22 protein-coding genes are annotated in these 22385 nt (G+C 35.7%); 19 read left to right on the top strand and 3 right to left on the bottom strand.

Annotated elements, in window-relative coordinates; translation table 11 throughout:
* The first annotated feature begins 19 nt into the window (after window positions 1–19).
* The 6 genes from C1724_RS16800 to C1724_RS16775 all read left to right on the top strand — a co-directional run bounded on the left by C1724_RS16800 (window position 20) and on the right by C1724_RS16775 (window position 6468).
* Window positions 20–1036 carry a pirin family protein gene (locus C1724_RS16800; protein ID WP_102347852.1) on the top strand — a complete coding sequence of 339 codons (1017 nt, stop codon included), beginning with the start codon at window positions 20–22 and terminating at the stop codon, window positions 1034–1036.
* 330 nt (window positions 1037–1366) lie between these two features.
* Complete coding sequence (locus C1724_RS16795) at window positions 1367–1828, top strand: GreA/GreB family elongation factor (protein ID WP_102347851.1); 462 nt, start codon at window positions 1367–1369, stop codon at window positions 1826–1828.
* Between the two features lie 363 nt (window positions 1829–2191).
* The gene (locus C1724_RS16790; RefSeq protein WP_102347850.1) at window positions 2192–3457 is read left to right on the top strand and encodes a dicarboxylate/amino acid:cation symporter; all 1266 of its coding nucleotides are present in this window, start codon (window positions 2192–2194) and stop codon (window positions 3455–3457) included.
* Between the two features lie 88 nt (window positions 3458–3545).
* Window positions 3546–5156, top strand: a complete 1611-nt coding sequence (gene dcuS, locus C1724_RS16785; RefSeq protein ID WP_102347849.1) for a DcuS/MalK family sensor histidine kinase — start codon at window positions 3546–3548, stop codon at window positions 5154–5156.
* Window positions 5149–5862 carry a response regulator gene (locus C1724_RS16780; RefSeq protein ID WP_102347848.1) on the top strand — a complete coding sequence of 238 codons (714 nt, stop codon included), beginning with the start codon at window positions 5149–5151 and terminating at the stop codon, window positions 5860–5862. The genes dcuS and C1724_RS16780 overlap by 8 nt, the downstream gene beginning before the upstream one ends.
* Before the next feature lie 285 nt (window positions 5863–6147).
* Complete coding sequence (locus C1724_RS16775; RefSeq protein ID WP_102347847.1) at window positions 6148–6468, top strand: BC1872 family protein; 321 nt, start codon at window positions 6148–6150, stop codon at window positions 6466–6468.
* A gap of 100 nt (window positions 6469–6568) precedes the next feature.
* Here C1724_RS16775 and C1724_RS16770 read toward each other — a convergent pair whose 3' ends face one another.
* Complete coding sequence (locus C1724_RS16770; RefSeq protein ID WP_258000427.1) at window positions 6569–7102, bottom strand: thioredoxin family protein; 534 nt, start codon at window positions 7100–7102, stop codon at window positions 6569–6571.
* A 262-nt stretch (window positions 7103–7364) separates the two neighbouring features.
* Here C1724_RS16770 and C1724_RS16765 point away from each other — a divergent pair, with 262 nt between their 5' ends.
* From C1724_RS16765 to C1724_RS16750, 4 genes are all read left to right on the top strand, one after another.
* Window positions 7365–8339, top strand: coding sequence for a cation diffusion facilitator family transporter (locus tag C1724_RS16765; protein WP_102347845.1), 975 nt, complete (start codon window positions 7365–7367; stop codon window positions 8337–8339).
* A 360-nt stretch (window positions 8340–8699) separates the two neighbouring features.
* Complete coding sequence (locus C1724_RS16760) at window positions 8700–9785, top strand: ATP-binding protein (protein ID WP_102347844.1); 1086 nt, start codon at window positions 8700–8702, stop codon at window positions 9783–9785.
* A 112-nt stretch (window positions 9786–9897) separates the two neighbouring features.
* Window positions 9898–10701 (top strand): Na-translocating system protein MpsC family protein, encoded by an 804-nt coding sequence (locus C1724_RS16755; RefSeq protein ID WP_102347843.1) that lies wholly within the window; start codon window positions 9898–9900, stop codon window positions 10699–10701.
* A 163-nt stretch (window positions 10702–10864) separates the two neighbouring features.
* Entirely contained in the window at window positions 10865–11545 is a 681-nt protein-coding gene (locus C1724_RS16750; RefSeq protein WP_102347842.1) for a DUF2294 domain-containing protein, read from the top strand.
* Window positions 11546–12544: 999 nt separating this feature from the next.
* Here the strand turns inward: C1724_RS16750 and C1724_RS16745 are convergent.
* Window positions 12545–13306 (bottom strand): NUDIX domain-containing protein, encoded by a 762-nt coding sequence (locus C1724_RS16745; protein ID WP_102347841.1) that lies wholly within the window; start codon window positions 13304–13306, stop codon window positions 12545–12547.
* A gap of 390 nt (window positions 13307–13696) precedes the next feature.
* On the opposite strand from C1724_RS16745, the gene C1724_RS25720 reads away from it, so the two are divergent.
* The 6 genes from C1724_RS25720 (at window position 13697) to cyoE (ending at window position 18557) form a co-directional block, all read left to right on the top strand.
* On the top strand, window positions 13697–13861 hold the full coding sequence (locus C1724_RS25720; protein ID WP_180994307.1) for a hypothetical protein: 165 nt from the start codon (window positions 13697–13699) through the stop codon (window positions 13859–13861).
* 11 nt (window positions 13862–13872) lie between these two features.
* The gene (locus C1724_RS16740; protein ID WP_102347840.1) at window positions 13873–14340 is read left to right on the top strand and encodes a cytochrome c oxidase subunit II; all 468 of its coding nucleotides are present in this window, start codon (window positions 13873–13875) and stop codon (window positions 14338–14340) included.
* Window positions 14341–14354: 14 nt separating this feature from the next.
* Complete coding sequence (locus C1724_RS16735) at window positions 14355–16043, top strand: cbb3-type cytochrome c oxidase subunit I (protein WP_102347839.1); 1689 nt, start codon at window positions 14355–14357, stop codon at window positions 16041–16043.
* Window positions 16044–16341: 298 nt separating this feature from the next.
* Window positions 16342–16974 carry an SCO family protein gene (locus C1724_RS16730; protein ID WP_102347838.1) on the top strand — a complete coding sequence of 211 codons (633 nt, stop codon included), beginning with the start codon at window positions 16342–16344 and terminating at the stop codon, window positions 16972–16974.
* Between the two features lie 3 nt (window positions 16975–16977).
* Window positions 16978–17535: a hypothetical protein gene (locus C1724_RS16725; RefSeq protein WP_102347837.1), complete on the top strand. Its 558-nt coding sequence runs from the start codon at window positions 16978–16980 to the stop codon at window positions 17533–17535.
* A gap of 92 nt (window positions 17536–17627) precedes the next feature.
* Window positions 17628–18557: a heme o synthase gene (gene cyoE, locus C1724_RS16720; protein WP_258000426.1), complete on the top strand. Its 930-nt coding sequence runs from the start codon at window positions 17628–17630 to the stop codon at window positions 18555–18557.
* Here the strand turns inward: cyoE and C1724_RS16715 are convergent.
* Window positions 18554–19138 carry a uracil-DNA glycosylase gene (locus C1724_RS16715; protein ID WP_102347836.1) on the bottom strand — a complete coding sequence of 195 codons (585 nt, stop codon included), beginning with the start codon at window positions 19136–19138 and terminating at the stop codon, window positions 18554–18556. The two genes, cyoE and C1724_RS16715, sit on opposite strands and share 4 nt — an antisense overlap.
* A 379-nt stretch (window positions 19139–19517) precedes the next feature.
* Between C1724_RS16715 and C1724_RS16710 the strand changes: the two genes are divergently transcribed.
* From C1724_RS16710 to C1724_RS16700, 3 genes are read left to right on the top strand one after another with little or no spacing between them, the layout of a single operon-like run.
* A complete protein-coding gene (locus C1724_RS16710) occupies window positions 19518–20735 on the top strand; it encodes an ABC transporter substrate-binding protein (protein ID WP_102347835.1) in 1218 nt (405 codons plus the stop codon).
* A complete protein-coding gene (locus tag C1724_RS16705) occupies window positions 20716–21582 on the top strand; it encodes an ABC transporter permease (protein WP_102347834.1) in 867 nt (288 codons plus the stop codon). The genes C1724_RS16710 and C1724_RS16705 overlap by 20 nt, the downstream gene beginning before the upstream one ends.
* Complete coding sequence (locus tag C1724_RS16700) at window positions 21583–22380, top strand: ABC transporter permease (protein WP_102347833.1); 798 nt, start codon at window positions 21583–21585, stop codon at window positions 22378–22380. It abuts the gene before it with no gap.
* Window positions 22381–22385 lie beyond the last annotated feature (5 nt).

Here is a 22385-nt window from a genome sequence, read left to right as displayed (position 1 = left end):
ATTAAACTGGAGGGATAACATGTCAGCAACTAATATTCTTAAAAATCAACAGCTTGGTTTTCAATGGGAAACTGAAGATCCATTTCTTATTACTATGTACCATAAAGATAATTATCCGGAAGGGAATGATGAACAAGGACCAAATGTTTCATTGGCAAATAGAGAGTTAGGAAGTGATTTCACTTTACGAGATGGCTTTAGAATGTACCATGGCAAAACGGTACCAGGATTTCCTGCCCATCCACATCGGGGCTTTGAAACTGTCACAGTTGTTTTAAAAGGATTTGTCGATCATTTTGACTCCAAAGGCTCAGCAGGACGTTATGGAGATGGGGACGTACAATGGCTGACAACGGGCAGCGGCTGTCAGCATACGGAGATGTTTCCACTAGTACATAAGGATCAACCTAATCCACTAGAGCTGTTCCAAATATGGCTTAATCTTCCGGCTAAGAGTAAAGCTGCGGAACCAGAGTACAAGATGCTTTGGAACGAGGATATCCCTAATGTTCAGTTTAGAGCGGAGAATGGTCAAAAGACGACCGTAAAGTTGATTGCAGGTTGTTTGCAAGGAAAGCATAGTTTGGAGCCCACTCGTGCATCATGGGCTAAAGATAAAATCAATCATGTTGGGATTTTACATGTTCATATGGAACCAAATGCAACGCTTGTATTGCCAGCTGTATCAGAAACGCTAAATCGAAATCTTTATTTTTATGAGGGTGATTCTGTAAATATAGATGGTGAAAAGATATCATCGGGTCATCGGCTAAAGTTGGCAGGGAGTCAAGAGATTACAATTACCAGTGGAAATAGTGATTGTTTCTTCTTAATTCTTGAGGGTGAGCCTATCGGAGAGCGGGTTGTCCAATACGGGCCTTTTGTAATGTCATCAGAACAAGAATTACAGGAAACATTCCGAGAGTATCAGCGAACAAAGTTTGGCGGATGGCAGTGGGGACGGCTTGACCCTGTACATGATCGGAATGCAGGTAGATTTGCACGCTATGCAGACGGTACAATTGAGAAAAGATAGCTCAGTAAAAAAATTTGTTTCGTTATAATATTTAGCGCCCGTCTTATTATGGCGGAAACAGTCAACTAGATGGACAAGCATCTTATTCCCAAAATCAAAAGCTTAATACGACGAAGTATTGGATGATTGAGCATTTATTTCAAATATATGGTAATATTATAATAAGGCATCTTCTTTGATAAAAGGGTGTTGCATTTTTCCTATAAGGATCACTGTAATGCCGATATTTAAGAATGTCTTATTTTTTTGTTTATAAAAAGGAGGAATTTTAAATGAGAGGGTTTACAAAAGTCTTGAAAAGGTTTAATCCAAGCCTGGGGGTAATATATTATGAACCGTAGTATTCATGAAATTAAAGATGATTTCCTACAACAATTGAATTTTATTGATGAAAATATCAAAGAGCTAACGGAACTTTATATTGCTACCACACCTATACAACAACGAATAAAGCATTATTTTAATTTGTATATCCTGGAAGTAGAAGAGCTATTAGATAAGAATATAATGAATATTTCTTCGATTCCAAAAGTATTTATTGGTACAAAAGTTACGGTATGGTATGAAGATGAAGATGAAACAGAGGACTATGTAATTTGTTTTCCGGAACAATCTGATCCAGATTCTGGTCTTATATCTTTCTTATCTCCTGTGGGCAAGCAGCTGCTACTTAAAAGTATTGGTGAAAAGTTGTTATTAAAAGTTCCAACAGGTGACGTATCAGTGACAATTAAGGATATTACGTATGTTGGCAGCCTTTTAGATGGTCAAAGACATACAAAAGAGGCATAGGACAAAATAATATTTTGGAGACGGTTTGCCGTCTCTATTTTTTAACTTCAAACTTCCCTAAGTATCTTTCCGTGTGTAAAAAACTGCTCATATTATGCTTTAAAAAAGCCAGGTATACATCCATGAATAAATGAATACAAAAGTACCGAATTTTAGATACGTTAGCACAGACGTATCTAAAATTCGGTACTTTTTAATTTAAGAAGGTAAAAAGTAATCAGCCTGCTTAAATTAATTAAATAAAAGTTTTATAAAGTTTCATAAGCTATGTTTGTTAATAAAGAAAATATATAATTTTCTCATAAGTATCATAACCAATTAGGTCTCAATGAGAGCGTTTACAAAAAAGATAGGGGTGTTAAGATGAAGTTTAATTTCAAGAACCTAACATTTCAAGTAATCACAGGGATTATACTAGGGATTATTTGTGGGGCAATTTTCCCAAAGTTCGGAGCGGACTTGAAAGTACTAGCAGATATCTTTATTAAACTAGTTAAGATGATCATTGCACCGATTGTGTTTCTTACAATTGTTGTTGGTATTGCTGGTATGGGTGATCTTAAAAAGGTTGGTCGTATTGGTGGAAAGGCCTTGTTATACTTCGAAATTGTGTCAACAATTGCCTTAGGTATCGGTATTGCGGTAGCAAATATTATTAGGGCAGGAGATGGCTTTGATACTAGCGCTGCTTCAGCAGATGCGGTTGCAAAATATACACAAGCAGCTGAAGAAACAAGCCATGGCTTAATGCAATTTATCATGTCGATTATTCCTGAAAGTTTCATAGGTGCTTTTGCTAATGGTGAGTTATTGCCAGTGTTATTCCTTGCAGTGCTATTTGGAATTTCCCTTGCTGCTTTAGGTAAGAATGGTAAGCCAATTGTAGATCTATTTGAAAAATTTACAGATGTAATGTTTGGGATTGTTAATATTATTATGAAGGTTTCACCAATTGCAGCTTTTGGGGCAATGGCATACACTATTGGAAATTTCGGTATCGGTTCCTTGTTGTATCTTGGAAAATTAATGGCTTCAGTTTATATAACTATGGCTCTGTTCGTTATTTTGGTCTTAGGAGCAATTTGTAAGTTCTATGGATTTAGTATATTTAAATTTATTAGATATATTAAGGAAGAAATTTTCCTAGTAGTTGGTACATCTTCATCCGAATCAGCATTACCTCCGATGATGAGGAAACTGGAAAATTATGGTTGTTCAAAATCAGTAGTGGGTCTTGTACTTCCAACAGGATACTCTTTTAACCTTGATGGAACATCAATTTACTTATCGATGGCTGCATTGTTTATTGCTCAAGCTTTCGGTGTTGATTTAACATTAAGTGAACAATTGCTTCTTCTTGGGGTATTGATGCTTACATCTAAGGGTGCTGCAGGGGTAACGGGTTCAGGATTTGTAACGCTTGCTGCAACATTGGCGGTATTCCCATCAATTCCTGTAGCAGGTCTAGCATTAATTTTAGGTGTTGACCGTTTCATGTCAGAGGCTCGTGCAGTAACTAACTTAATTGGAAATGGTGTAGCAACTGTTGTAGTTTCTAAAATGGAAGGCGAATTTACTCCACAGTTAACAGAAGTTCCATCCAAGAAAGATGGGGAATTATCTGCATAAATTATTTTACAAAAAGCTGTTCTATTCAGGGGCAGCTTTTTTTGTTTATAATAAAGTTTAAAATTAGTGCGTTTTTTTGGAGTGAATGATGTTGAAAAAAAAATTTAAGCTAAGTACTATTATTACTTCACTTGTGTGCCTTGTAGTTTTAGTTTCACTATTAATTACGGATGTTTTAATAAGCACTACAATAAATGAGTATGTTAAAGAAAATCTTGAAAAAAGAGCAGCCACGATTTCAAAGATAGTTGCTAACTCACAAATAGTTAAAAATGGATTAAAGGAAGGCGGAAACGTTGAGGCAATCCAACCGTACGCTATTGATATCCAGAAAACTACAGATGTTCTTTTTGTAGTTGTTATGGATATGAATGGATACAGGAAATCACATCCTAATCCTGAGCGTATTGGACAAAAGTTTGTTGGAGGAGACGAAAAAGAAGTATTGAAAGGGAAAGCGTATGTCTCTTTCTCAGAAGGAACACTGGGAAAATCCTACCGAGCTTTTACCCCCGTATATGATGAAAATAACGTACAAATTGGGGCAGTGGCAGTAGGGATAGCCTTGACAGAGGTTGATGAAACGTTAAGTAGTGCTCGCGATATTATTCTGTTAGCCACTATCATTGGCATTTTATTCGGGATAGTCGGGGCATTAATCGTTGCAGGTTACATAAGAAAGACACTCTTTGGATTAGAACCTTTTGCAATTGCCAAAATTTTAGAAGAGCGGAATACAATGCTGCAGTCTGTTCATGAAGGGATTGTAGCTGTCGATCAGGACTTTACAATTACACTAGTAAATAAGTCAGCTAGGCGGATATTAAAAAAAGCAGGAATTACAATTGATCCGATTGGAGTTCGAATCAATGAACTGTTACCAGCGTTTTCGTTAGATGAAATTATGAAAACAGGGGCACCAGAGCTAAATGGAGAGCATAGTGTCAATGGGGTAACAATTCTTGTGAACAAAGTGCCATTAATTGTAGATAAACAAGTTGTCGGCGCAATCTCCACTTTTAGAGACAAGACTGAAATAAATCAATTGGCTGAACAGCTAACAGGTGTGAAAACATATGCAGAAACACTTCGTGCTCAATCACATGAGTTTATGAATAAATTACATGTTATCTTAGGTATGGTGCGAATGGGTATGTATGATGAATTAGCAGATTTTATCAGTACGCTGGTTAACCATATTAATAATGAAGTAGGAAATGTTACAAAAAGTATAAAAGACCCGGCAATAGCGGGATTTATTCTAGGAAAGCTAAGCTATGCCAGGGAAGAGAATGTAAATTTGTTGATCAATACGAAAACAGTAATTCCAGGACCGATTAATTTGGAAATCACTCATGAGGTTATTACAATTTTGGGAAACCTGATTGATAACGCCATTGAAGCAATGGAAAATAGTACTGAAAAAAATGTAGAGGTAACATTTAATTATATTCAGAAAAAGCTCGAAATAACTGTCGCAGATACGGGTTCAGGAATACCAAGTGTTGTAATTGATACTGTATTTGAAAAAGGTTACTCTACAAAAGGACAAAACAGAGGGTATGGATTATATTTGGTCAGGAAAAGTGTTGAAAAATTGGGCGGTAAAATTAGAATTAATACAGAATCAGAAAATGGAACAGTAATATGTGTTGAAATACCTATAGAGACGCAAACGGGTGGTGAAATTGATGATTAAAGTTCTAATTGTTGAAGATGATCCGATGGTTGCAGAAATTAATAAACGTTACCTAGCAGAAGTAGACCATTTTATGTTAATTGGAGTTGCGCATTCTGTTGATGAAGCACTTGGGTATATTGGAAAAGAGGAAATTGATCTTCTGTTATTAGATGTATACATGCCTGGTAAAAATGGTTTAGAGCTCTTAAGCTATATTAGAGAACAAGAAATAGGTATTGATATTATTCTTATTACTGCGGCATCTGATGCGGGGAAGATAAAGATTGCACTAAGAAATGGTGTGGTTGATTATTTAATAAAGCCCTTTGAATTTGAACGATTTAGCCAAGCCCTAATGTCATATCGGGAAAAATATATACTATTTAATAAACAGCACAATATAAGCCAACAAGAGCTTGATAAAATGTTTCACCTTAAAGAGCATAAACCGCAATCTTTTGAGACACCGCACTTACCAAAAGGACTTACAAAAGTTACATTAGAAATAGTTGTTGAGGCTATAAAAGAAATGAGCAAGGTACCTTTTTCAACCGAAAATATAGCTGAACGTACCAATATATCAAGAGTATCTATCGGGAAATACCTGAAATTTTTACGGGATATTAATGTTTTAGAAGAAAATATTACATATGGAATCGGACGACCTGTTACATTGTATTCTTATAAAGAAAAAAATGAGTTTGCTCTTAAACAGTATTTGTGATGGTAGATACATGTGCAGTATATCGTCATGTTGTTAATGTTTACATGTATCACACTTGAAATTCAACTTATAAATAGCATAACGTAAAAAGTGTCTAAACTTTTGTACTTTGAAGTTTAGGCGCTTTTTTATACCTTTTTTAAGATATTGAACCTGTTTTGAAAAAGCACAAATTTTAGGCTAGAAATTCCATTTTACCTGTTATATAATCTCAGTTAAATAATAAAATTGTTATATAACAAACGGAACGAAAGAAAAATATTCAAAAGAAAAGGGGAAATAGCTATGAAAATTGACTCAATAGCCCGAAGAATACTAGGTTGGAAGTTAAATAGATGGGATAAATGGTATGATCCTGAAAAAGGTGTTTTTATTCATGAATCAGAGTTCCAGCCTGAACATAACCTTGAACATGCACTGTTAATTGTAGAAAGATTACAGAAGTTTGGTGTTACTTATCAAACAAACGGGGGTACCGAGGTTTGCTTTAATGAAGTAAGAGAAACTGGTGATACATTGGCTCAAGCCATTACAAATGCTGCTTATTCAATCATCGAAAAGCGATCAATCGCGGCAACAAATAAAATGTGGACTCAACTTTGCTAGAGGTTTCTAGCTTTAAGAAATCATTTTAGATAGATGTTTTAGTATGCCTTACCTACACATATTAAAGAATGTAGGTAAGGCATATTTATTTTCAATCAGCTTAGCGCAGGTGGGTCTCAAACCTATTGCGAATATCTCGGATAACTGATTGCCAAATCAATGTATCAGTTGTTATTAATTTTTTGAATGAAGCAAACATCTCTTTTTGTTTGACTAGAAAATCGGGAGCATCTTGCGTTGGTAACTTTGAGCGCATCTCTGTAACGATTTGCTGAACTTCTGGTGAACGCGGTCCCCATACAGCTAACTCTAGACCGTCCTCATCAATAATAATAAAAATTGGAATAGAACGAGCTGTACCATTTGTTAAATACTGATCCATAAGTTCTAAATTCTCATCACGAATGAGAAATCTTGTTTCAAACATTGCGATTTCTGCCAGACGTTGCATTACAGGCACACATAAAGCAGCATCGCCGCACCAGTCGGCTGTTAACGTAATAATCCGTAGCTTTTTATCTTTTAATTTTGAAAAGTACTGGACATCATCAGAATTTAATTCTAATTTGTTGTAAATACCTTCCAATTCGCTGCGGTTTACCATCATTTTCTCTACATATTCACTGAATGTCATTCCTCTAGAAAACCAATTATTTAATGACATGTACGAAGGCTCCTTACTCTCAACTTTAACAAGAGGTTTTTAATTAAAGGTTAACATATCGCAAGACATTTTCTAAAATAATCCGCTCAGCCCGTTAAATAAGTTATTTAATATTGTTTAAAATTTGTTTGTTATTCATTCATATGGTTAAGCATTAAATTCATTTCCAATTATAAATCTTGCTAAAAGGACGAATACTACAATAAACAAATATGACTTAATGGAGGGAAATATGGCACAGAAGGAAGGATTATTAAAAAAAGGGAATAAATCGGCTTTAATTGCAGCTATTGTAAATACAATTATTTCGATAGTTAAAGGGATTGCCTTTTTTATAACAGGTAATGTAGCGATGTTTGCTGAGACGATGCACTCCTTAGGCGATGCCGCGAATCAATACTTTGTTTATATTGGAAGTGCACTAAGTAAGAAAATGCCTACAGAACGCTTTCCGAATGGTTTCGGCCGTCTTGTTAATTTAGTGTTACTTGGAGCCGTTATTATTGTAGGGATAATGAGTTACGAAACGATCAAAGAAGGTTATCATCACATTTTGCACCCAATCGAATCCACTGGAATCGCCATTAACCTAAGTGTTTTAGGTTTAGCAGTATTGTTAGAGTCTTATGTGCTTTATAAAGCAATGAAGGAGGTACTGCATGAAACCCATATAGAGGCAAGTGGATTTGCGATATTTACGAAAAGTTTCGGTGGATTAAGAAGAGCGAAACCAGCTACGAAACTTGTGTTTATGGAGGATTTAGTTGCGACCTTGGGCGGGGTCATTGCGATTATTGGAATATTACTTTCCTATTATGCAGGTTTACACGCTGCTGAAGGAATTGCATCGATTCTTATCGGTATTATGATGTTTTATGTAGTGGGTAGAGTATTCTTAGATAATGCAAAAGGAGTATTAGGTGAAGCGGACCGAGAATTGCAAGATAGGATTGCAAAATATATTTTTTCAAATCCGGAAATAAAAGATATTCTGACATTACATGCATTAAAAGAAGGTGAAGATTATCATATCGAAACAAAACTAGAAATTGATCCATCTTTAACGGTTGCACAAGCACATGAAATAAAAGATCGAATTGAGAGCAAGTTACAAGAAATTAAAGGTGTTACAGATGTAATTATCGAATTTGCTAAAGATGATGGTGTGCGATCATGGAATAACAAATTTACACCTGCTTTGAAATAATGTTTCGGTAATGGAGCCTAACAATTAGAATTAGGCTTCTTTCCCATGTTGAAAAGGGCATGCTCAGCTTTCTGACAATTGTACTGTTTTTTCATTAAAGATGATTGAAAATTTAATGGAGAAGGTATATTATTAATAGTGGATATAGGGTTAATAGCTCTCGTCTATTAGTAAATATATGATGTTAGTTTGAAAAATGCTTGTAATGATATTAGGCAATGAATGTCTAGATATTTTTTAATGCTAGAATTTAAGCCAAAATAAGACGTGGGATAGCTACGCTTATTTTGGCTTTTTTATGTATATAATAAAAAGTTATACACTTAGTTGAAGTATAGAAGTAGAACCGGGAGGGATAGTATGCAGGTGGAGATAGATGAAATAACACGTTTGAATTGTCTATTAAATATTTACGTTGATGCGAATGTAGATAAAGATTTCTCTGTTTTATCAAAAAACGAAGATCCATTCTTTATATTTAACCGAACTGGACAATTGGTTTATGTTAATGATCTTTGCGAAACGCTCTTAAAGTATTCTAGATCTGAACTATTGCATATGGCACTTGGGGATATATTTAGCCCTTCTGTATTAAATGAATCACAAACATTTTTTCTCCAAAAAGACATAGAAAAACTAGTTAATTTTGATTCTCAAATTAAAAGGAAACAGCAAAGAAGTTTAGTAGACGTAAATGTTACTACCTTTCCAGTCTTCTTTGAAGAAGAGATCGTTGGTAGCTATGTAGTTTTAAAGGATGTTACTTTGATTAAAAAGGAAAGAGAAAGAATCTCACACAAGCAAGCTGTCGCAGGACAATTGGCAGCTGGAGTTGCACATGAAATTCGCAATCCAATCACAGCAATAAAGGGCTTTTTACAATTAATGATGAAAGAGTATAAAGGTGAGATATCCTATTTTAATATAATTGATTCGGAAATTAATCGAATTGAAGCGATATTAACAGAATTAATGGTTCTAGCAAAGCCTACTAAAGTGAAATATAAAAGATTGAATATACGCTTGTTAGTTCAACATGTCATAACACTAATGGAGTCACAAGCATTACTAAATAATGTTGAGGTAAAAACAAGTTATACTATAAAAGATGAAACAGTATTTGGAGATGAAAACCAACTAAAGCAAGTTTTCATAAATTATATTAAAAATGCTATTGAAGCAATGCCTGAAGGTGGCAAACTAGAGGTCGAGGGTCTGAAACTGAATGATGACATTGTACAGTTTCGGATAATTGATCAGGGATGTGGTATTCCACTAAAAGTTATAGATAAAATAAATGAGCCTTTCTTTACAACAAAAGAAAATGGTACAGGACTTGGTTTGGCTGTTAGCTCCCAGATCATTCAGGACCATAAGGGTGAATTTAATATAAAAAGCACGATTGAGGGAACATGTATCGAAGTAAATTTGCCTATAATGCGATAATTATTGCTGAATAGTTTGAAGTGTGTTAAAATTCATAGGTCTAATGTCTTGCAGTCATTAGTTAGGGAATTCTTAAAAAGTTATAACAACTCAAATCAATACATAAGCATGTATGGTAAATGGAAGAAACTACAAAAATAGTCGTCTTAGCCGTGGCCTAACTTCTTTTCTGAAGTTAGGCCTTTTATTATTTTTGAGGAAGGAGAGGGACATGATTAAATTTGTTCAAGATGATTTGCTGTATTTAAGTAGTACTTTCAGTAAACTATTAAAACGTAAATTTGGTAAAGGTCCAGAAACGTGTTTAGTAATGATAAAAGGGTCTAGGCTATATGTATACATGCGAAGTTTTATAACCCCGGCGGAGGAAGTTTTGAAGAATCAGGATGAACTAAACTTAGCAATTCAATTTCGCTCTGCAGTTATGAGTTCAGTTACGAAGGAATTTATATTAGCAGCCTCAACTGTGTTAGGGAATGCATTTGATAATTTCCTACATGATTGGAATTATGAAACAAACACAGGGATACTTGTACTTGAAAAAGCTGCAGAAATCCATGAAAGATTAGTAGATGTATCTATTGAGAATACTCTATTTAGCAAGCTTAAAGATATTGGAGCAAGATACCATAAACAGCCTGCAAGCTTGAAAGTTGTTAAGTATACACATAATATTTGTGCGATAGAATCTAAAGAGGTTTTATTAAAAATAGAAAGTCTCGTTTATGAAAAAGGCAACATAGATGTACTCCTACATTATTCAAGAGAAGTAAAAAGCGGTTATTACAAGCATAAGGGAGTATTTGAGGATCTATTTAATCGTTTAATTGATGATATCTTTATTTTATGGGACTATGAAGGTGATCGGAATTATCTTATTTTTGTTTTTAAAAAAGAAGAATATTTAGTGAATTAATAAAAGAAACATGTTGTTACTAGGATCATCCTACATGCAATATGTTTTTTTATTAATATATATGAACTCTGCTATTAGTAACAAGACATTCGTATATACTACATGTATATAAAGTAAATTGTAGAACAATTTCTAATCGGTATATAAGGAGTTTTGTAATTAAATGGAGAACAATGAAAAGGAAGAGTACATTAGTAGTTATATTAGTAAATTATTAAGAAAAAAGTTTGGTAAAGGACCGCAGAATTGTCGGACAACCGTTACGAAAAATCATCTTGTTACATATATACGTGGTTTTTTAACTCCAATGGAAGAAATCTTATTACAACAAGGACAGCAAAAGTATGTCGATCAAGCCCGCACAGTAATAATTAATCACCTTTTAGATGAAATAAAGGGTGTTGTTCAAGTGACATTTGAAGTAGAAGTGGAAGAACAATACCATGATTGGAATTTTCCGAATAACTCAGGAATAATTATTTTGGTCTTAGAACAGGAAATAACACCTGCAATTAAAACGGATATTGATGTTAGAAGTTTGGAATTAGAGATAGAACGAATTAGTTTATTAGTAGAAAAAATTCCGGATAGGATTTTTTTATATCCTATTTCCTCATCAATTTATCTAATTGAAAGGATTGGCATACTTGTTCAAATTGAAAAAGCATTAATTGAAAATGGTTTCCACACAGAATTACTATTTACAAAGGATGAATTAGAAAAAAGGTATTTTCACCGTGATGGTAGATTTGAAACTATTTTTAAGAACCCTGTAAGAGACATTTTTGTTGATTGGAACCTAAAGAAAGATAAATCAATGATGGCGTTTATAGTTCGTTCATAAGAAGCGGGTGAAATATTCATCGATTCAGAATGGGGTGGATTCTGACGTGAAACGGAGAAAAGTGGTCGAACGAGTCAGAACCGAGGGTTGATTCTGACAGGAAGCGGAGAAAAGCGGTCAAACGAGTCAGAACCGAGGGTTGATTCTGACAGGAAGCGGAGAAAGGCGGTCAAACGAGTCAGAAATGAGGAGTGATTCTGACAGGAAACGGATAAAAGCGGTCAAACGAGTCAGAATCGAGAAGTAATTCTGACAGGAAGCGGAGAAAAGCAATCAATCGAGTCAGAACCGAGGGTTGATTCTGACAGGAAGCGGAGAAAAGCGGTCAAACGAGTCAGAAATGAGGAGTGATTCTGACAGGAAACGTATAAAAATAGCTGATCGAGTCAGAACCGAGGGTTGATTCTGACAGGAAACAAAGAAAAGTGTTCAAACGAGTCAGAATCGAGGAGTGATTCTGACAGGAAACGTATAAAAATAGCTGATCGAGTCAGAACCGAGGGTTGATTCTGACAGGAAACGGAGAAAAGCGTTCAATCGAGTCAGAACCGAGGGTTGATTCTGACAGGAAACAAAGAAAAGTGTTCAATCGAGTCAGAACCGAGGGTTGATTCTGACAGGAAGCAGAGAAAAGCGTTCAATCGAGTCAGAACCGAGGGTTGATTCTGACAGGAAGCAGAGAAAAGCGGTTAATCGAGTCAGAACCGAGGGTTGATTCTGACAGGAAACAAAGAAAAGTGTTCAATCGAGTCAGAACCGAGGGTTGATTCTGACAGGAAACAAAGAAAAGTGTTCAATCGAGTCAGAACCGAGGGTTGATTCTGACAGGAAACGGATAAAAGCGTTCAATCGAGTCAGAATCAAGGAAGAAAAGTGTTCAAAAGGGTCAAAAACGAAGTGTGATTCTGACTTAAGGTGATTGCTCAAGACACCTTCTTAATTAAACAAATGTTTAATTAAATATCCGACATAAGCTGAACGAAACTAGGTCGACAGATTTTATTCTCTTCCTTCAAGTCTTTCTAACAGTTGATATGGCCTAACCTTAAAACTTTCATATGGGATGCAGCGTACGTTCATTGCATCTAACACTCTTGGAATAAATTTTCCGCGTTTTATATACTTCAAGACATTGGATGAATCGAGTTTAACGAAGCGGACAGCTTTCGTTTCAGCTGATGTAGTTAAAGAGCCGCCAGTCCAAACTCCTCGAAAAACGACCGACACAGTATTGCCGTTTGAGTAAACCCCTGTTACACCTTGTAATTTTACAATTAAACCAGTTTCCTCATAGATTTCTCGAATAAGGGCTTTATCCAATGTTTCACCATTATCCACTCCGCCACCGGGTAATTCCCAAGTATCTTCTCTCCAATATGTTGTTACTAGTAAAGTTTCGCCATTGTCGTTTGTAATATACCCACTGACAGATACGTTCTGCTTGGGAGTTTGGTTGTATGTCCCCGTCTGAGTTAAATAATCTTGATTGGTGTTTAAGTAGGGCATGCCAATCTTTTTTAGATAGCTTTGAGCTCGTTGGTATATTACATCTCTTTTAACTCGTTCCTCTATTCTCAAATAGTCCTCATAGCTAGGGTATTCCCACATGGTAATGATTTCACTTTCTGTTTCTGTAATCCATTGCCCGATCAGTTTTGCACCGTTTTTAATTTGATTAGGCACTATGAATTTTTCAAAATAACTAGTAAAATCGCAAACCTTTTCAGGGTCAATTCGATAGACATCTCTTCTACAAAACATACAATTATCCTCTCACCTGTATAGTTTTTCATTCCATACATTGTACGTAATAGTCGTTATATAAGTGCTTAAACGGCATTCAATTAAATATAACTGTTCGCTCCATACTACGTTGTTAATAAGCAACTTGATTCGGTTAAAAAAGACTTACAAATGCCAGAACAACATCTGAGTATCCACTTTAGAGATATTATTAAACATAATAGTTTAATAAATTTTTTATTCACAAATCCGACACATTTTTAATTAGTCCTTGATACTTATAAGTTTTCTATAGTGTTAGGGGTATTTAAGGTGGTTTTTCTGGGCTTTCGCCTGTGATTTGACTCACTTCAACGAGAATGTTTCGCAACTATTATAAAGGTAAGAAAACAAAGGGGGGAAAATTCAATGAAAGCTACAGAGGTTAATACAATTGATACTCAAGAAGAGGTGCAAATTGAGACAGTTCATGAAACTTCAAAAGTTGGTACTTGGATTTCGGTAGGAATTGTTGGAGCAGTTATTCTTGGTACTTATTTAATATTATACGGATTATATATGGATAGGTTTTAGGAAGGGGAGAGATGAAAATGCATTTAGATGAAAAGATTTGGCTAACTATAAGTTTTGGAATGATCATGATGTTTATGATTATTACTGGTTATCAAGCTTACGCATTAGAAATGGGACCTCCGGGTGGGATGGAAACAATTGATCCGCAGAAAGTTGATGAAACAGCACCATTTGACGAGCCAGGCATTAAGCAAATTGGCGAGAACGAATATGAAGTCGTAATGACATTACAATTATTTAGTTTTACACCGATGAATATTGAAGTCCCAGCAGGTGCAACAGTACATTTTACAATGACTTCAAAAGACGTTACTCACGGTTTCCAAGTGGCAGGCACAAACCTTAATGCAATGGTATTGCCAGGTCATGTCACAAAAATTACGCAGAAATTTGAAGAACCAGGCGAATATTTAGTTTTATGTAATGAGTATTGCGGTGCAGGACACCAAGTAATGAGTACTACAATTACGGTTAAATAAAGGGGGGAAAGAAAGTGCAAACAGCTTTAAAAACAACAACAACATTTAAGCAAAAAGCAAATCATGTTTTAGGAGTTAATGTAGAAGACGCTAAGATATCGAAATCATATTTATCTGTTGCATTTATCGCATTATTACTAGGCGGACTTCTAGGATTACTTCAAGGATTAAACAGAGCTGGTGTTTTAGAATTACCATCTTGGTTAAATTATTATCAGGTTTTAACAGCGCATGGTTTACTATTAGTGGTTGTATTATCAGCATTCTTTATGATTGGTTACTATTATGCAGGGCTTTCACATACATTAGGTGGTTTATTACCGAAAGTAAGAAAGATCGCATGGGTTGGTTTTTGGTTAAAGATTATTGGATTTGTATTAGTTGTGATTCCGGTATTAATGAATGAAGCATCTGTTATGTATACATTCTATCCGCCGATGGCAGCTCACCCAGTGTTTTACTTTGGTTTAGTATTTATCGTATTAGGTGTTTGGGCGCTTTCAATCGGAGCATTCATTCAAGTAGCGAATTGGAGAAAAAATCATAAAGGTCAACATCTTCCGATTATGGCTTTCTTTGCAACAGGTTCATTTGTTCTATTAGTAGGTGCAACTTTAATGGTTGCTGTTGAAGTATTGTTTATGATCATCCCGTGGACACTTGGTTGGGTAGACACAATCAACGTATTGCTTGCCCGCACATTATTCTGGGCATTTGGTCATACAGCCGTTAACATTTGGTATTTAACAGCAGTTTCAGCATGGTATGTAGTAGTTCCGAAGATTATCGGCGGACATCGTTGGAATGACTTCTTAACGCGTTTAGTTGTAGTACCTTTAGTAATTATGAACATTACAGGTGGATTCCACCATCAAATTATTGACCCAGGTATCAATGAAGGCATCAAATTTATGCACGTATTTATGAGTTTAGCAATTGGTTTCCCTTCATTAATGACAGCTTACGCGTTGTTTAGAGTAATGGAGCGTACTGGAAGACAAAAAGGTGGAAAAGGTGCTTTAGGTTGGTTGAAAAAAATGCCATGGGGTGATGTTCGTTTCTTAGCTCCATTTATCGCGATGTTGGCTTTTGTTCCTGCCGGAGCGGGTGGTATTGCTCAAAGTACGAACCAGTTAGACCAAGTTGTTCATAACACAATGTGGATCGTTGGTCACTTCCATTTAACATTGGGTATGTCAGTTGTTATGACGTTCTTCGGTATTAGTTACTGGTTAGTTCCGTATCTTTCAAAACGTGTGTTAACACCAGCGATGAATAAATTCGGTGTTGTCACAACGATCCTTTGGACGATCGGTATGGCTACAATGGCTTTCTCAATGCATATTGTTGGTTTATTCGGATCACCAAGAAGAACTTCTTTCACAACATATGGCGAGTTTTCTTCAACATTAGGTTGGGACCCGTATATGGCTGTTATTGGTGTAGGAGCGACTATCTTATTAGTAGCAGTTCTTATGCAAGTGTACGCAGTATTTAATTTAATGTTCTTTGCACCAAAAGGTGAAACAGAATTCCCTATTGCTGAAGAAGAACCAGGTGCAGCGAAAACTCCATACTGGACAGAGCGTTGGGGAATGTGGGTTGTGTTCATGATCATCGTTGTAGCAATGGCGTATGTACTTCCAGTTGTTGATATGATTGTAAATGCGCCTCCAGGATCACCACCATTTAAAACTTGGTAAAAAGAAAAGCGTAAGCGCCTGGGTCAGCCCCGACAGGCAAATGTTCTTCCGACGAAGAAGTCGAAAGACTTCAAGAGGAGGAAGGTTATTTGACCCCGAGGGGCTAGGCGCTGAAGCTAGACAAAAAAGAAAAGCGTAAGCGCCTGGGTCAGCCCCGAAGGCAAGACGGTGAACCCGGATTAAATTAGTAATAAGTTAAATATTTTTATAGTTTTAGGAAAAAAAGAGATAGCTCGTTTATTAGGGCTATCTCTTTATTCCAACTAAAAGTCAAATTAGAATTTGGGAAGTGATCTACATGATCAAAAACCGGCAAACTAAAATTTCGTGTCTTGTAGTTTTAGTATTTGGAATTTTATTGTTCTATGTAGGCACAGATGGGTTTACAGCTTATACAGCCGAAACTGCAAGAGTAACAAAACTGGTCGAGGATCAGCCTGAATTTCCAATCGTAGGCTTAGAAGATAGTAAGGGACGAACATATTTAATCTCTGAATTTGAAGATAAATATTTATTTATAACATTTATGTATACGTCATGTACAACTGTTTGTATTCAATTAGAATACAATATGTCTCAAGTTTACGATAGGATTCCTGATGAATATTTAGGTAAAGACATTGTGTTTTTAAGTATTAGCTTTGATCCTACTAAAGATGATCCAGCAACATTAAAGAAGTATATGCAGTTATATGAAAGTGATGGCGAAACATGGAGAATGGCAAGAATTCCGAATCAAGAGCAATTGGATAATTTACTAGCGAAGTTTGGTGTGATTGTGATTCCTGATGGGAAAGGAAATTATGCGCATAATTCCGCTTTCTATTTAGTTGATGGAAAAGGAAAACTAGTAGATGTTATGGATTTTCAAGATGTTGATACAGCAGCAACTAAATTACTTGATATTTTAAAAGCAGGGAAGGGGGAGTAAACTATGAATCTTGTTACATTGGGATTGTTGCTTTTAATTGGATTAATGGTTCCTCCTGTTCCTGAGTTAATGGAATCGATTATGATCATTCATATGCATATGCAAATGCCGATGTTGGTGATTGCAGGTATTCTAATGGCACCTTTCTTTCAAAAACGTTTTTCAAGCTTTTTTGAAAGCTATAATGAAAATGGTATTCCGGGTATTTTGCTTTTTACGATTATCATGTGTTATTGGGCGTTACCACGAACCATGGATGAGGCATTAACCGTACAATTCGTCGAGATATTTAAATTTATAAGCCTACCTTTTCTAGCAGGTGTCCCCTTACGCGATAGTTGGGGAAAGTTGAATAATGTATGGAAAAACGGAGTTATTTCTTTTTTTACAGCGTTATTTATAGCGATGGGATGGTTATATATTCAGTCACCAGCGCAATTATGTAATAACTATTTAGTCATTGATCAGATTATCCTTGGTTGGGGATTTATAACAACCTCAATTGGTATGGTGATCTATTTAATATATTCGTATATTGTGGACCCTTCCGATTATGAATAACAGTGAAAAATCTAGTAAACAGAATTTACTATAATTATAGATCTTAGAGAATGAACTGTCCTTAAGTACGAGCTCTTAGGGGAGGGAAAAAGATGAGTAATAATATTACGCTAACTCAACAAAAAATGGAGAAAGCAAATGTTTGGAATAAAAGTATTTCTAGTATTATCACGGATTTAAAATACCTTTTTAAAGCGGGTGTATTAATTTCCAACGTATTACCAGTTTTTACAGGGCTGTGGTTAGCGCTGTATTTCACTAATACATCATTTGCAACTAAATGGGATATTGTTTTATTAACGATCATCGGCAGCACTATGGTCATGGCGGGTGCTCTTGTTATTAATAATTGGTATGATGTTGATATAGACTCTATAATGGATAGAACAAAAAAACGCCCAACTGTAACAGGGAATATTCCCCTAAAAGTAGTGCTAATGCTTGGGGTATCGCTGTCAGTGTTGGGGATGATCTTGTTGCTATTTACAACAATTGAAACTGTTGCATACGCATTTGTCGGTTGGTTTACTTATGTAATATTGTACACCATGTGGTCTAAGCGAAGATATACGGCTAACACACTAATCGGTAGTGTTTCTGGAGCGGTGACACCGATGATTGGCTGGGCGGCAATTGATTCTGCTCTTCATATTGTACCAATTACGTTGTTTGTTATTTTGTTTATTTGGCAGATGCCTCATACCTATGCAATTGCAATGAAAAAATGTGATGAATATAAAGCAGCAGGAGTTGCGATGCTACCGGTTGTACGAGGTTTCAAAGTTACAAAGCGGCATATGGTTGTATATATTTGTTTATTACTTCCATTACCACTTTTCCTAATATCGCTTGGTACAGTATTTGTTGTTATTGCAACATTGATGAATGTTGGGTGGCTAATATTGAGCTTTAATGGTTTTTTTACGAAAGATAATTATAGTTGGGCCCATATGAACTTTATGTATTCTGTTAACTATATAATGATTATATTTTTCATAATGATCCTTGTAACCTTATTTTAGTTGTTTCCGTGCTTAAAATAATGATCAGCAATAAGCTTCCAATCATCGATAAAGGATGACCATAGATTTGGACGCCGTCTTACAGCTAACGGATGGTAAGCCACAGCTGTCGAATAGCCGTGAACGGTATGGATCCTACCACGCAAAGCTTTAACTTCTGTCGCTTCGGGGTTATCAAAAAAAGATTGGACAGCTACATTGCCTAAACAAAAAACTAATGAAGGCTGTTTCATTTGTAGCTGTTCATTGAGATGAGTCATACAAATTTTTCTAGTTTTATCTTTATTATAAGCACGGACAGGTTTTCGTTTTAAAACATAGGTTACGTATAGGTCGTTCATAGTCAAACCCACATGATTTGCAGCTTGTTGTAATGTTTGTCTAGTTCCACAAACAAATGCTTGATCTTCACGGTTTTCGCGAGCACCAGGATTATCTAGGAGAATTAAGATGGGTGCATTAGGATTTCCTTCGCCCCAAATCATTCGTGTTCCATGCTCGTTAAGACCACATTCATCACACGCTTTGAGTCTTTCGGGAGTAGGTTCTTCGGGCCATAATACAGGAAAAAAATCGCTCAAAGCAAAAAACCTCCTAATATAAGTAGATATGGTTATTATCCCCACTATCTTCATCATTATTTTTGACCTCTCTAAGTTTAGTCTTATCTCTATTTCCTTTTTGATAAAAGTTCCCTTAAAAATTATGAGCAGCATATATCTATTATTTTGAATTTATCCATAGGTTTCTGGAGTTACATTTTGGTTTGGTTGCCGTTATAATAAATGGTTAAGAAGCAATACGTAAGTAGTTATATAACAAATCATGATGTTAGTTTTTTATGTAGTAGAGATGTATTATATATTTCAGAGATATGAAATATGAATGGACCTAAATAAGTGATTTGCTTTATCGATATCATCGTAATATAACGCAATGATAGAAAAAGGAGATTCGAATATGAAAAAAGTAACCGGTATTATTGTTTTACTTGTCATCTTTCTAAGTGCTTGTAACCCTCAGCAAGAGACAGGTGATCAAATTAATTTGCTTAACGAGGAATGGGCTACAATTGAAGAAGTGGCAAAAGGAACAGAAGTGAACCTCTATATGTGGGGTGGGGATGTAGGAACCAATTCGTACATTGATGATTGGGTTATCCCTCACCTAAAAGAAAAACATGATGTTAGTTTAACGAGATTTCCAATGGATACAGGGGACTTTATATCTAAGCTGTTAACGGAGAAAAAAGCTGGAAAAGATAAAGGAACAATTGATATTATTTGGATTAATGGTGAAAACTTTAGAAATGCAAAAAATAACGAGCTGCTTTATGGAGATTTTGCATCAAAACTGCCGAACCTTAAGGAGTTTATAGGCGAGGAGCAGCCATATGTACATAATGATATGGGAACCTCCATTGACGGATTAGAAGCACCCTGGGGTAAAGTGCAATTTGTTTTGAATTATGACGAAAATAAAGTAAATAATCCTCCAAAGGATTTTGCAGAATTAACACAATGGGTTCATAACAATCCGGGCCAATTTACATATCCAAATGTTTCAGACTTTACCGGTAATGCTTTTGTTCGTCATCTTTTATATGAGGTTGCTAATAATGAATCAGCTGTTATTACTGAAAGCTTTAATCAAAAATGGCTAAATGAAAATAGTACAGCAGTATGGGAGTATCTAAATGGATTAGAAAAGTCGTTATGGCGCGAGGGAAAGACATACCCTGACTCATTAGCGCAGCTTGATCAGCTATATGCCAATGGCGAAGTAGCTTTCACGATGGGCTTTAATGAGAAACGTACTGAAAGCTTAATCCAGAACGGTGTATTTCCTAGTACGACGAAAACATTGGTTCTCAAACCAGGATCTATTGGAAATACGCATTATTTAAGTGTTCCGTGGAATAGTCCTAATAAAGCCGGGGCTTTGATTGCTATTAATTTTATGCTGTCTCCTGAGGCGCAAATTGCTAAGCTCGATCCATCAATGTGGGGAGAGGGAACGGTATTAAATTTGGAGCTTTTAACAGATGAGCAGTTAAACTCATTGGAGACGATGACTGGTAAGTCCGTTGTACAAAATGAAGAGATTCTTCCAGAATTAGACTCAGCATATGCTGATTGGATTAAGGAGCATTGGGAAAATGAAGTTGTCCAAAACTAGGGTAACATTATTTTTTCGATTACTACCTAGCATATTATTTGTGATAGTCTTTGTTGGATATGGTTTATTTATGGCAGGAGTGGAGAGTATGCAATCCGCTCCTTCTGCCTTTTATCATTATAAAACATTAGTACATAATAAAAATTTTATTGAATCTTTAAAGATAAGTTTAGTTGTGTCACTTACGGCGACAATACTGTCATTGCTGTTAGGGGTGCTGCTGACACGATTGCTGTTTCGTTTATTTTTGCGCGACCACTGGAAGTTTTTAGTTTGGATTCCAATGTTAATCCCACATTTTATAGCTGCTTATTTAGTATTTGTTTTACTAGCGCCTAGTGGCTGGATTTCTTCTCTTTTGTATGAATTGGGGTTGATTAATATAATAAATGAGTTTCCGATTTTAATAAATGACCCCTACTATATAGGTGTTATCGCAACATATGTTTGGAAAGAACTCCCGTTTGTAGTTTTGATGCTGCTACCATCCTATCAGGAATTAGATACTCGTTATGAGGATGTTGTTAAAACGTTAGGAGGTAACTCTTGGCAAGTTTGGACAACTGTTGAGTTTCCATGGCTTTGGCCGATTATATTAGAAATTGGCTTAATTCTTGTAGCCTTTATAATGGGTGCATTTGAGGTTCCAGCATTGCTGGGAGTTACTTTTCCGAAGATGCTGCCGGTTCTTGCTTACGAATGGTTTTATGAAGGAAATTGGAGTAATCGGCCGATAGCACAAGCGTTAATGGTATCACTTTCAATAGCTACCGTTGCTGTAAGCTATTTGATATTAAGTTATAGCCAAAGAAATCGTAAGAAATGGTTAAAAGGGAGCGAACGATAAATGGCAAAACGTACTAAATTGCAGGTTTTAATCATTGCATTTATTATAGCCATCTTTGTTTTTCCTTTATTTTTTCTTGGATTAAAAAGTATTAGCTATAGCTGGAGTTGGCCCGACTGGAGACCAACTGATTTTAACCTAAGGGCATGGATTGCTGTATTCCATGATTCGGATATTGTTTCATCTATTATGATTACAATTTATATTGGAATTGCTGTTGTTTTATTAAATTTTATGATTGCATTTCCAACAGCTAGAGCGATAAGTCGGTTTCAGTTTAGAGGAAAAGTGATGATTGAAACGATCCTTTTTATGCCAATCCTTATTCCGGTACTAGCAATTGCGATGGGATTGCATTTTACAATGATCAGGCTCGGGTTAGCAGATCAAGTATTAGGAGTCATTTTAATTCATCTTCTGCCTACGCTTCCATATGCAATCCGTATATTGAAAGCTGGTTTTGACCGTTTAAATATAGCTTGGGAAGAGCAAGCGATGAGCTTAGGTGGGAAACCAGGGGTAATCTTTTGGAGAGTAACCTTTCCGTTATTGTTGCCAAGTGTTAGAAGTACAGCGATACTAGTGTTTGTTATTTCTTTAAGTCAATATGTATTAACAGCTATTATTGGTGGAGGTCAAGTAAAAACATTGCCACTTATTTATTATCCTTTTTTCAATCATGCGGACGAAGCAGTGATGGCTGCTTTTTCTGTACTGTTTACCTTATTACCAATCTTCTTTCTATTATTACTTGAGATTATTATTCAATCTTATTTACGAATTATTCGTAGACCTTAGTAGGT

It is taken from the genome of Bacillus sp. Marseille-P3661 (genome assembly GCF_900240995.1).
Taxonomy (GTDB): Bacteria; Bacillota; Bacilli; order Bacillales; family Bacillaceae_J; genus OESV01.
This window is presented reverse-complemented; position numbering and strand designations above follow the sequence as displayed.

Excerpts from the sequence above, each read along its gene's own strand:
- C1724_RS16800 (WP_102347852.1), top strand. The coding sequence starts at position 20 with ATGTCAGCAACTAATATTCTTAAAAATCAACAGCTTGGTTTTCAATGG.
- C1724_RS16795 (WP_102347851.1), top strand. The coding sequence starts at position 1,367 with ATGAACCGTAGTATTCATGAAATTAAAGATGATTTCCTACAACAATTG.
- C1724_RS16790 (WP_102347850.1), top strand. The coding sequence starts at position 2,192 with ATGAAGTTTAATTTCAAGAACCTAACATTTCAAGTAATCACAGGGATT.
- dcuS (WP_102347849.1), top strand. The coding sequence starts at position 3,546 with ATGTTGAAAAAAAAATTTAAGCTAAGTACTATTATTACTTCACTTGTG.
- C1724_RS16780 (WP_102347848.1), top strand. The coding sequence starts at position 5,149 with ATGATTAAAGTTCTAATTGTTGAAGATGATCCGATGGTTGCAGAAATT.
- C1724_RS16775 (WP_102347847.1), top strand. The coding sequence starts at position 6,148 with ATGAAAATTGACTCAATAGCCCGAAGAATACTAGGTTGGAAGTTAAAT.
- C1724_RS16770 (WP_258000427.1), bottom strand. The coding sequence starts at position 7,102 with ATGACATTCAGTGAATATGTAGAGAAAATGATGGTAAACCGCAGCGAA.
- C1724_RS16765 (WP_102347845.1), top strand. The coding sequence starts at position 7,365 with ATGGCACAGAAGGAAGGATTATTAAAAAAAGGGAATAAATCGGCTTTA.
- C1724_RS16760 (WP_102347844.1), top strand. The coding sequence starts at position 8,700 with ATGCAGGTGGAGATAGATGAAATAACACGTTTGAATTGTCTATTAAAT.
- C1724_RS16755 (WP_102347843.1), top strand. The coding sequence starts at position 9,898 with ATGGTAAATGGAAGAAACTACAAAAATAGTCGTCTTAGCCGTGGCCTA.
- C1724_RS16750 (WP_102347842.1), top strand. The coding sequence starts at position 10,865 with ATGGAGAACAATGAAAAGGAAGAGTACATTAGTAGTTATATTAGTAAA.
- C1724_RS16745 (WP_102347841.1), bottom strand. The coding sequence starts at position 13,306 with ATGTTTTGTAGAAGAGATGTCTATCGAATTGACCCTGAAAAGGTTTGC.
- C1724_RS25720 (WP_180994307.1), top strand. The coding sequence starts at position 13,697 with ATGAAAGCTACAGAGGTTAATACAATTGATACTCAAGAAGAGGTGCAA.
- C1724_RS16740 (WP_102347840.1), top strand. The coding sequence starts at position 13,873 with ATGAAAATGCATTTAGATGAAAAGATTTGGCTAACTATAAGTTTTGGA.
- C1724_RS16730 (WP_102347838.1), top strand. The coding sequence starts at position 16,342 with ATGATCAAAAACCGGCAAACTAAAATTTCGTGTCTTGTAGTTTTAGTA.
- C1724_RS16725 (WP_102347837.1), top strand. The coding sequence starts at position 16,978 with ATGAATCTTGTTACATTGGGATTGTTGCTTTTAATTGGATTAATGGTT.
- cyoE (WP_258000426.1), top strand. The coding sequence starts at position 17,628 with ATGAGTAATAATATTACGCTAACTCAACAAAAAATGGAGAAAGCAAAT.
- C1724_RS16710 (WP_102347835.1), top strand. The coding sequence starts at position 19,518 with ATGAAAAAAGTAACCGGTATTATTGTTTTACTTGTCATCTTTCTAAGT.
- C1724_RS16705 (WP_102347834.1), top strand. The coding sequence starts at position 20,716 with ATGAAGTTGTCCAAAACTAGGGTAACATTATTTTTTCGATTACTACCT.
- C1724_RS16700 (WP_102347833.1), top strand. The coding sequence starts at position 21,583 with ATGGCAAAACGTACTAAATTGCAGGTTTTAATCATTGCATTTATTATA.